This is a genomic window from Maribacter sp. 4U21 (genome assembly GCF_002742365.1).
In the GTDB taxonomy this organism is placed as follows: domain Bacteria; phylum Bacteroidota; class Bacteroidia; order Flavobacteriales; family Flavobacteriaceae; genus Maribacter.
Genome location: NZ_MDGN01000031.1, coordinates 1 through 351, shown reverse-complemented (window position 1 = coordinate 351; position 351 = coordinate 1). Strand labels below are relative to the sequence as shown.

The following is a 351-nucleotide window of genomic DNA, read 5'->3' as shown; positions in this document are numbered from 1 at the left end:
CGGAAGGTAAGGTCAGGCGCATGTACGCCATGCGCATCGAGGACTTCTCGGCAAGGTCGCTGCAATATATCTTCATCAACAATATCAGCAGGGAGGCCAAGGTGACCACGGACAAATGGAAGGGGTACAGGCCCATCGCAAAGGTCTACGATATAAACCAGATAGAAAGCGCGAAGGGGGCCAACTTCAAGGCGCTGCATACCATGATACACCAGATAAAGTCCTGGATTAGAACGACCTATTCATGGGTGAGCGACTTTCATATCAACAGGTATTTCAACGAGTTCTGCTTCAGGATAAACCGCTCCCAAAGCAAGGCGACCGTATTCAACAACCTGATAACTAAAATGG

1 protein-coding gene is annotated in these 351 nt (G+C 49.0%); it reads left to right on the top strand.

Annotated elements, in window-relative coordinates; all coding sequences use genetic code 11:
• Positions 1 to 351, top strand: a 351-nt coding sequence (locus BFP77_RS05725; protein ID WP_143751853.1) for an IS1595 family transposase, incomplete at both ends; no start/stop codon positions are given.